General features: G+C 62.0%; 10 protein-coding genes. 2 read left to right on the top strand and 8 right to left on the bottom strand.

All coding sequences use genetic code 11. The features are described 5' to 3' along the window. On the top strand, positions 1-319 hold a 319-nt coding region (locus BEN48_RS14670), incomplete at its 5' end, for a hypothetical protein (protein ID WP_141764586.1). A 259-nt stretch (positions 320-578) separates the two neighbouring features. Here BEN48_RS14670 and BEN48_RS14665 read toward each other — a convergent pair. The 7 genes from BEN48_RS14665 to BEN48_RS14640 all read right to left on the bottom strand — a co-directional run bounded on the left by BEN48_RS14665 (position 579) and on the right by BEN48_RS14640 (position 6508). Then, on the bottom strand, positions 579-947 hold the full coding sequence (locus BEN48_RS14665; RefSeq protein ID WP_070735653.1) for a hypothetical protein: 369 nt from the start codon (positions 945-947) through the stop codon (positions 579-581). Positions 948-1074: 127 nt separating this feature from the next. Then, the gene (locus BEN48_RS14660; protein ID WP_070735652.1) at positions 1075-1428 is read right to left on the bottom strand and encodes a hypothetical protein; all 354 of its coding nucleotides are present in this window, start codon (positions 1426-1428) and stop codon (positions 1075-1077) included. Positions 1429-1576: 148 nt separating this feature from the next. Then, positions 1577-1927: a hypothetical protein gene (locus tag BEN48_RS14655; protein WP_070735651.1), complete on the bottom strand. Its 351-nt coding sequence runs from the start codon at positions 1925-1927 to the stop codon at positions 1577-1579. 274 nt (positions 1928-2201) lie between these two features. Next, entirely contained in the window at positions 2202-2387 is a 186-nt protein-coding gene (locus BEN48_RS19455; RefSeq protein ID WP_206599867.1) for a hypothetical protein, read from the bottom strand. Then, positions 2372-4432, bottom strand: a complete 2061-nt coding sequence (locus BEN48_RS14650) for a M3 family metallopeptidase (RefSeq protein WP_206599866.1) — start codon at positions 4430-4432, stop codon at positions 2372-2374. The genes BEN48_RS19455 and BEN48_RS14650 overlap by 16 nt, the downstream gene beginning before the upstream one ends. Positions 4433-4524: 92 nt before the next feature. Continuing rightward, positions 4525-5586 (bottom strand): NYN domain-containing protein, encoded by a 1062-nt coding sequence (locus BEN48_RS14645; protein ID WP_070735650.1) that lies wholly within the window; start codon positions 5584-5586, stop codon positions 4525-4527. A 94-nt stretch (positions 5587-5680) separates the two neighbouring features. Further along, positions 5681-6508, bottom strand: a complete 828-nt coding sequence (locus BEN48_RS14640; RefSeq protein ID WP_070735649.1) for a DUF6503 family protein — start codon at positions 6506-6508, stop codon at positions 5681-5683. Between the two features lie 420 nt (positions 6509-6928). On the opposite strand from BEN48_RS14640, the gene BEN48_RS14635 reads away from it, so the two are divergent. Continuing rightward, complete coding sequence (locus tag BEN48_RS14635) at positions 6929-7468, top strand: GNAT family N-acetyltransferase (RefSeq protein WP_070735648.1); 540 nt, start codon at positions 6929-6931, stop codon at positions 7466-7468. Positions 7469-7626: 158 nt separating this feature from the next. On the opposite strand, the gene BEN48_RS14630 is transcribed toward BEN48_RS14635, so the two are convergent. After that, on the bottom strand, positions 7627-8390 hold a 764-nt coding region (locus BEN48_RS14630), incomplete at its 5' end, for a WG repeat-containing protein (protein WP_141764587.1).

Below are 8390 nucleotides of genomic sequence, written 5' to 3'. Positions count from 1 at the left end.
TTACGCCACCCAGGGCACGCACCGCTTCTTCGCCGAAAACAACGTGCCCAGCTCCCTGCTCTACTGGCCCAGCGACGCGCAGGAGCCCAACGTGCTGACCTACCTGAAGGAGAAGAAAATCGACCTGGTCATCAACATTCCCAAGAACCTCTCGAAGGGCGAGCTGGACAACGACTACCAAATCCGCCGCACGGCCGTGGACTCCGGGGTGGGCTTGCTGACCAATGCGCGGCTGGCCAAGGCCTTCATCAAAGCCTTCTGCACGCTGGAGATGAAGGACTTGAAGATTAAGAGCTGGAACGAGTATAAGGCGATGTAGGCTGGCAGAAAGTCATGCTGAGCTTGCCGAAGCATCTCTACCGCAATACTATTTGATTACTTACGCGGTAGAGATGCATCAACAAGCTCAGCATGACGTTCCATATCATGACGTTCTCTATTCAGTACGCTTATTTCTGTACGAGTACTTACCCTTGCCCTACCCCAGATAGCCGTGCAGGCAACAAAAAAGGTTCTGGCAGGGGGTCGCGAATATCGCGGCCCCCTGCCAGAACCTTTCAAAAAAAACCCGGCTCGGATTAGTGGGCGGCGGGCATGCGGGCTACGTGGCGCAGGTTGCCGGCGGCAGCAATCAGCTTTTGGCTGATTTCGCGGGCTTTGTCGCCGTTGCCGCTGAAATTGTGAACCGACAGCGCCGATTGGGCCGTCATCTCGCCGAGGTTCTGGAACGCCACGGCCATGCCGGCGGCGTTGTTACTATCGATGTGACCGCGAAGGGTTTCCAGCTCTGCCACCACGGGGCGCAGCGCGGGCTCGTTGGTGGAACGCAGGTGCTGTATCCAGTTATCAATCTGGCCATAGCCAGCGGCGGGGTCCATCTGAAAACCGTTGTTAATGGCGGCGAACAGGGACTGGATGCTGGATTCTACTTCGGAAATAAAGCTCATGAGCGAAATGGAGGGAGTTGAGAAATCAAACAGGCCAGGCAGTTGGCCCAGCGCTTGCGGGCACGAAGATACGCAGCCGGACAGGCAAAAAGCCAATTCTCGGGCGCGCCCATTCCGCAGAATTCCATCAGCTGCCCGGCTCGACCAAGGTAGTGCTGGCCGCGTTCAGAGCTTCGCCTAGGAGGCGCAGCTTGCGGCTGATTTCTTCGTCCACGTCTACCTCGCTGGCGGCTTTGGTGGTGAGCTGGCCCAGGGCTTGCAGCGAGTGGGTAATGTTGGCCAAGTCGTTTCGGCTGATGTATTGCTTGAGGTTATTTAACTCCAGCAGCATCTCGCCCTGGGCGCCGGCACCGCCGCCGTCAAGCAGTTGCATCCAGCTATCGAGTTGGCTGGTGGCGGACGGCGCGGTCAGGTCGCCCTGAATGGCCAGGATGGCATCGTCGATGGACTGCCCTGCAGAGGTCGGATTGAATTTGGACATGGCAAAAAATGTGGAGTGGAATGATACTGGGTTTTACTGCCGGCCAGCGCGAAAGGTTGGGCTGGCACCCACAAGGGCCCCGGCGCACGCCCCATAAAAAAAGCCGCCGACCCATGGGCCAGCGGCTTTCGTGCGCGGTGCGGTGCAACTAGCCGCGCAGCTGGCCAGCGGCCGAACTGAGCGCCTGACCCAGCTCGCGGAGCTTGGCCTGGGCATCGGGCGTGGCCGCATCGGCGGCTTTGGTGGTGTGCTCGCCCAGGGTACTCAGGCTTTGGGCCAAGGCACTGGTGTCGCTGGCGCCGCTTCTCAGGGTGTCGTGCAGGTTTTGCAGCTCCGCGCTGATGCCCGAAAATTGAGCGTTGCCCTGCAGGGTTTTAATCCAGCCGGAAATGGTGGGGCCAGCGGCCCCGGCCGCGCTGGCCAGGCCGCCCTGCAGGGCGTTGAGGGTGGTGTCGAGCTGGCTGGTGCCCTGGCTGCTTTGCGATTGGTTGCTATTCATGGCTATGGATAGGTCAGAAATGTGGAGTAGTGAAACACCAACCCGGCTGCCCCTCACTTGTTAACTATCAACCGCACAATATTTTGTCTTTTAACAATAAACGCCTGCAGCCCAATCCCTATACTCAGTGGCAGAGATGGGCAACATCGCTGCCCATTTCCGCCACTTCCTTTAAGAACAGGAAATACCGCGGCCAGCGCCGTGTGTTGCCCCCCGGTTTTGCCCTATGCTCCGGCCCTACCGTTGGAGAAGGCAGGACCGAAGCGTGTGGCGGCTATCGTTTCTTATCAGTTGCTTTTTTGGCGGGGGCAGCGGTCGTCTTTTTAGGCGTCATCGGGAAGCCCCGCTCCTTCATCAGGGCGTCAATCTTGGGGTCGCGGCCGCGGAAGGTGCGGTAGCCCACGGCTGGGTCCACGGTGTTGCCCACCGAAAAAACGTTCTTGGTCAGGCGCTGGCCCACGGCTTTGTCGTAGGGCCGCCGGCTTCGGTGAAGGCACTGAAGGCATCGGCCGCCAGCACCACCGACCACAGGTAGCTGTAGTAGCCCGCCGAGTAGCCATCAGAGGAGAAAACGTGCGAGAACTGCGGCGTGCGGTGGCGCATCACAATTTCGCGGGGCATGCCCATCTGGGCCAGGGTTTCGCGCTCAAATTTATCAGCGTCAATTTTCTGGCTGCCAGCCAGGTGCAGCTTCATGTCGATGAGGGCGCTGCCGAGGAATTCCGTGGTTTCAAACCCCTGGTTGAAGGTAGCGGCCTTTTCGATGCGGTCAACCAGGGCCTGCGGAATGGGCTTGCCGGTTTGGTAGTGCAGAGCAAAGCGTTGCAGCACTTCGGGCGTGGGCAGCCAGTTTTCGAGCAGCTGCGAGGGAAACTCCACGTAGTCGCGCACCACGCTGGTGCCCGAGAGCGACGGGTATGTGACGTTAGAAGACAGCCCGTGCAGGGCGTGGCCAAACTCGTGGAACAGCGTGGTGGCATCAGTCCAGGAGATGAGCGTGGGCGTGCCTTCTTTGCCTTTCACAAAGTTGGAATTGTTGGACACGATGGTCGTCACGGGCTGGCCGTCCATGCGCTGCTGGTTGCGGTAGGCATTCATCCAAGCGCCGGAGCGCTTGCCCTGGCGGGCGTAGGGGTCGAAGTACCACAGGCCCACGTGCTGGCCGGTGGTCTTATCTTTTATTTCCCACACCTTCACATCGGGGTGGTACACGGGCACATTGGCCACGGGCGTGAAGTTGAAGTTGAACAGCTCGCCGGCCACCCAAAACATGCCCTCGCGCATTTTGTCGAGCTGCAGGTACTGCTTCACCTCGTTTTGGTCGAGGTCGTAGCGGGCCTTGCGCACCTTTTCGGCGTAGTAGCGGTAGTCCCAGGGCTCTATTTTGAAGGTGGCGCCGGCGCCTTCTTTGCGGGCCAGGGCCTGCATGTCAGCCACTTCCTCTTTTGCACGGGCCACGGCGGGCGTCCACACCTGCTCCATGAGCTGCATGGCGGCTTCGGGCGTTTTGGCCATGGTGTTGTCGAGGCGCCAGTGGGCGTGCGTTTTGTAGCCCAGCAGCTTGGCCCGCTCGGCGCGCAGCTGCAGAATGTCGGTAATCAGGGCGTTGTTGTCGTGCGCGCCGCCGTTGTCGCCGCGGTTGTAGAACATGCGCCACGCCTTCTCGCGCAGCTTGCGCTGGTCCGAATAGGTCAGGAACGGCTCGATGGACGAGCGGGTGTTGGTAATAACGCCGGAGGCGGCCACCTTGCGGGCGGTGGCCGTGTTGGCGGCGTCTTCGCGCAGCGAAGCGGGCAGGCCATTGAGGTCCGTGGGGGTTTTCAGCACGAGCACCGAGTCCGTTTCATCGGCCAGCACGTTTTGCGAAAAGCGCGTGAACAGGCCGGCCAGCTCCTGGTTGATTGCCGATAACCGGGTTTTGGCCGCGGCATCGAGCTTGGCACCGGAGCGCACGAAGTTGTTGTAGTGCACCCAGGCCAGGCGCTGCTGCTCGGGCGTGAGCTTCTTTTTATCGGGGCCGGTATACACGGCCTCAATGCGCCGGAACAGCGGCTCGTTCTGATAAATCTGGTCTGAGAAAGCCGAAAGGCGGGGTGCCATTTCACGCTGAATGGCCTGCACCTCGGGGCTGCTCAGCGTGCCCGCCCAGATGCCGTACACGGTCTGCACTTCATCCAGCCGCTGGCCGGCCCGCTCCAGCGCGGCAATGGTATTGTCGAAGGTGGCGGGCTGCTTGTTGTTGGCGATGACGTCGATTTCGCGCAGGTTTTCGGCCATGGCCGCCTCCAACGCCGGCTTGAAATGCTCCACTTTCACCTTATCAAAAGCCGGCACGCCGCCGTAGGGGCCAGCCCAATCCGCCAGCAGCGGATTGGAAGCCGCCGAAGCGGTAACGGGAGCCGTTTGGGCGAAGCTGGAAGTAGGCAACATGGGGCTGGCTAAACTGAGCGCAAAGCAGGTACTGGCAAACAGCGTTTTGCGGGTGGAAAAAGAAAACTTATTCATTCACAATGGTTAGCTAAGTGGTAGGTTTTTAGGATTAATGCCGATGAAACCACAAAGGTTCGTCTCAGCGAAACGGCGCGGCTACGCGGGCGCTACTCCTCTGCCGGCTGCAGTTCCTGCACGTTGGGGTGGTTGTAGTTCACCACAATCACCGAAAACGGGTGCGGCTCACCCTCGCGCTTTTCGATGCGGATGGCGCCGTCATCGCGCAGCTTGTTGAGCTGGTCGCGGCGCTCGTAGTCGGACAATTCGGTCAGCTCATCGGCCAGCAGGCGCATGAATGGCCCCAGCCACAGCTCCCGCACTCGGCGCTGCTGTTTGGCTTCCAGATTCTGAAACTCGCCCAGCATGAAAGCCAGCGTGCGTTGCTCGGTATCGCCGGTCAGGCGGCGGCTGGGCATAAAATCAGCCACTTCCTCGGGCAGGCGGCTGGGCCGCGCACCAGCCGGGCTGCCCGGCCGTGGGGCGCCGCCTGGTTGCTCGGCGCCGGCCGCGGGGCTTTTGGCAGCCGGGTCAGCATCGGCCGCGGGGGCACTGGCCCGTTGGGCAGCACTCGCGGTTCCGGCCTGCTCGCGCAGGCGGCTGTTTTCTTCTTGGGAGCGCAGGCGGTCGGTGCGGCGCTTTTCGAGCTGCGCGATGCGCTCGGGTGCCATCAGGTCGCGGGCGTCGATGAACTGCTCGGCCCCGATGTTCTGCAGCAAGTCGCCGGACACGGACTCGCGGAAGCCGGCCACCAGCACCTGCCGGGCCTGCCGCCGCAGGTGCTGCAGCACGGGAATGTAGTCGCGGTCGCCGGCCACCAGCACAAACGTGCCGATGTCAGGGCGGGTGTACATCACCTCCAGCGCGTCGATGCAGAGCTGCATGTCGGCGGCATTTTTGTGGTCGGTCCCCAGCACGTTGCGGGTGCTCACGCCCATCAGGTAGAGGGCGCCCTGCGGGGCGGTGGCCAGGCGCTCAAAGTCGGCGTAAGCGTAGCTGATGAGCGAATCGAGGCCCTTGGCACTGAGCTCCTCCCGCAGTTTGCGGATGATATCGAGCACGTAGTCGTTGAGCTCGGGCGGGTCCTGAAAGTGGTTTTTGAGGAAGTAGTACACGTTTTCAAAGTCGATGAAAACGGCGGCATAGGAGGACGTGGCTGGTTTCGGCGTCATAAGGCTAAGGTAAGGCGGCCGGCGGCCGGAGCGGGCCTGCTGCTCCTGTGCGGGGCCTACAACAGCGCCAAACGCTATGTTACCGCGCAGGCACTCACTTTCCCATCGGCTTGGCCACCGAATCTACTACGGCGCCTTGGGGCATGGCAAACCGGCTGGCGTCGGGTTGGGCGCGGCTGAGGCGCACGTTACTGAATTCGGCCGTGTACTTCAGGGCGCCAATTTTATCGTCGGCAAATTGGCGTCCTTCCATTTTCTGCGGCAGCAGCAGCCCGTCCACTTCCTGCCAATCGGAATAGAGCAGGGCGTTGAAGGGGGCCGCTTTGCCCGGTTCGAAGTACGTAACCGTGTAAAGCAGTAGCTCCAGACGGTGGGTTTTGGGGTTGAAATGGGCGATGTATTGGTCGCCCGAAGCGTCGCCGCGGCCGCTTTCGTAGCTTACTTTCAGCGCGCGGTAGGCTTTGCCCGCCACGGTGCGGGTGCCCAGGTCCTCGTACACCGTGCCATCGTCGGCCAGCACAAACGGGATGGCGAAGAAGTAGAAAAACAGGTTGTGGTAGAATCGGGCGGGCATTTGGCCAAAGGCCGCCTTCGATGGGCTCACCCACACCCGCTGGCCGTCCATGCCCACCTGGTAGTTTGCCGCCTCAATGCGCACCTGCCGGTTGCGCAGGTCAATGAGCTGTTTTTCATTGCGCGGCGTTCCCAACGAGGTTTTTAGCTGAAATTCCAGGGCCGCGAACTGCTGCCAGGCGGCCAGTCCCCCGTGGGCCGTCAGGGCTTGTTGCAGCACGGCGGGCAGCTCGCGGGGCGGGGTAGCGGTTTTGGCCGGCGCGGCAGTGGTGGCCTGAGATTGCTGCTCGGGGTTGGAGGAGCAGGCCGTTGCCAACGCAAGGAGACCGAGGTAAAATGCTTTCTTCATGGCATTCAAAAGGAAAAGGTATTGAAAAGCAGCAACCGGGCCCACGTAGGGCGCAGCCCATTATGCCCTTCCTGGCTCATGGGGAATGCCACCGCCGGTATATTACGCTGGCTGGGGCGCAGGAGGCCGAACACCAGCAGCTGTGGTTTCTTCCGTGGCCGATGTGGGCTGGCCCCAAACCTTATGGCGCGCACCATGCTGCCCGCATTGCCCGGCCTTACTCAACGGCCCGTGCGCAGCTAGGTTTCGGATTGGCTGGAGGGCGGTTTAAGGAAACCAAAGGAGTAGGCGCGGAACGAGTAGGCCGGCAGGCGCGCGCCACCCGGCCTGCTTTGCCTTTCTCAACGGGCAGTAACTTGCCGCAGCCCGGTTTCCGCTGCAATTGCTGCGCCTAAATTCACTGGCCAGGCACCTTCACTCATGCAGCCTTTTGATACCGCCCGCCTGCACTTCCGGCCTTTTGCTGATGCCGATGCGGCCGGCATGCTGGCCCTCGACGCTGACCCGGCGGTGCGCCGCTACCTGGGCGGCATGGGCGGGCCGCGGGCCACCAACCTTGCCCAGAGCCTGGCGGTTATTCGCTTTATTCAGGCCCAGTACACGGCCAATGGCATTGGACGCTGGGCCGTGCTCCTGCGCGAAACAGGAGAATTTATGGGGTGGGCCGGCCTGAAGCTGGTGGCTGGCCCCATCAACGGACAACAGGATTTCTACGACCTCGCCTATCGGTTCCGGCCACCGTTCTGGCGGCAGGGCTACGGCTACGAGGCTGCGCAAGCTTGGCGTGACCACGCCTTCGAAACGCTGGGCCTGGCACGCCTTTGCGCCTACGCCGACGTGGAAAACACGGGTTCGCGCCGCATTCTGGAGAAAACTGGGCTGCGCCAGTGCAATGAGTTCCGGGAGGGCAGCACGCGGTGCGTGTGGTACGAAGCCCCCAATCCTAGCCTCAGTAATTGACTGGTGCGGAACTGACGCCTGGTTTCGAGCTTCGGGCTCAGTTAGGCGGTTTTACGATGCTACCGCGGGTCGTTCACCGGCGAGCCACAGGCTCGGCGCCAGTTGGCAGCGCGTCGCAGACGCGCGCCAGCTTATTATGAACCACTACCAACGGATTGCTACTCTACCGCGTCCGCATCGGTATCGATGATAAAGCTGCGGCCCTGTTGGGTTACCCGCGCTTTGCCGTTTTCGAAGTCGGTGGCGACTTCATAGCGGCCGAAGGGCTTGGTGTCGGCGCTGGGGTCCTTCAGGTAGGCTTTGGTAACGAACGTAAACCCATCGGCGAGGCGCACCCGGGCCAGGCCGTCGTGGAAGGAGTACGCCTCCTTAAACAGCACGGGCGGCCGGGCCGGGTCTTCCGGCTCGGGGCCGCTGATGTAGTGCCACCCGCGGTTGTCGAGCACGGCGGCGAGGCCCTCCGAAAAGTCCAGGGCATTGAAGTAGTAGTCAGCAAACTCCTCCCCTTCGCTATCCAGAAAGGTGTAGGCGTCGCCCACGCGCACCCGGGCGTACTGCTCTTTGTACGGGTTCAGCGCATCGTAGGCAAGGGGCACCACCTCCTTGCCATCGGCATCTATCAGGCCATATGCGCCGTTTGCTTCCACCACGGCCCGCTCCTGCTGCAGCGGGCTAATGGACGAATACTTGGCCGGCACCACGGGTTTGCCACTGGCGTCGGCCAGCCCCCATTTGCCGTTTTCCTGGTACGGCACGGGCTCGCCTCCGCCCAGGCGGCTTATGCCCCACATGCCCATGCCCAGCAGGCCCACCCCGCCCACTACCACCGCCGTGCGTGGCAGCCCGCGCCCCCACCGCCGCACCCGGTGGTAGGCCATGGCCGCGGCCGGAACCAGCGCCCGCCCCACCGCGCGCATCGGCC

The sequence above is a fragment of the Hymenobacter glacialis genome, assembly GCF_001816165.1.
Taxonomy (GTDB): Bacteria; Bacteroidota; Bacteroidia; order Cytophagales; family Hymenobacteraceae; genus Hymenobacter; species Hymenobacter glacialis.
This window is presented reverse-complemented; position numbering and strand designations above follow the sequence as displayed.

Coding starts and splice junctions, on each gene's coding strand:
- BEN48_RS14665 (WP_070735653.1), bottom strand. CDS start 947: ATGAGCTTTATTTCCGAAGTAGAATCCAGCATCCAGTCCCTGTTCGCC.
- BEN48_RS14660 (WP_070735652.1), bottom strand. CDS start 1,428: ATGTCCAAATTCAATCCGACCTCTGCAGGGCAGTCCATCGACGATGCC.
- BEN48_RS14655 (WP_070735651.1), bottom strand. CDS start 1,927: ATGAATAGCAACCAATCGCAAAGCAGCCAGGGCACCAGCCAGCTCGAC.
- BEN48_RS14650 (WP_206599866.1), bottom strand. CDS start 4,432: ATGAATAAGTTTTCTTTTTCCACCCGCAAAACGCTGTTTGCCAGTACC.
- BEN48_RS14645 (WP_070735650.1), bottom strand. CDS start 5,586: ATGACGCCGAAACCAGCCACGTCCTCCTATGCCGCCGTTTTCATCGAC.
- BEN48_RS14640 (WP_070735649.1), bottom strand. CDS start 6,508: ATGAAGAAAGCATTTTACCTCGGTCTCCTTGCGTTGGCAACGGCCTGC.
- BEN48_RS14635 (WP_070735648.1), top strand. CDS start 6,929: ATGCAGCCTTTTGATACCGCCCGCCTGCACTTCCGGCCTTTTGCTGAT.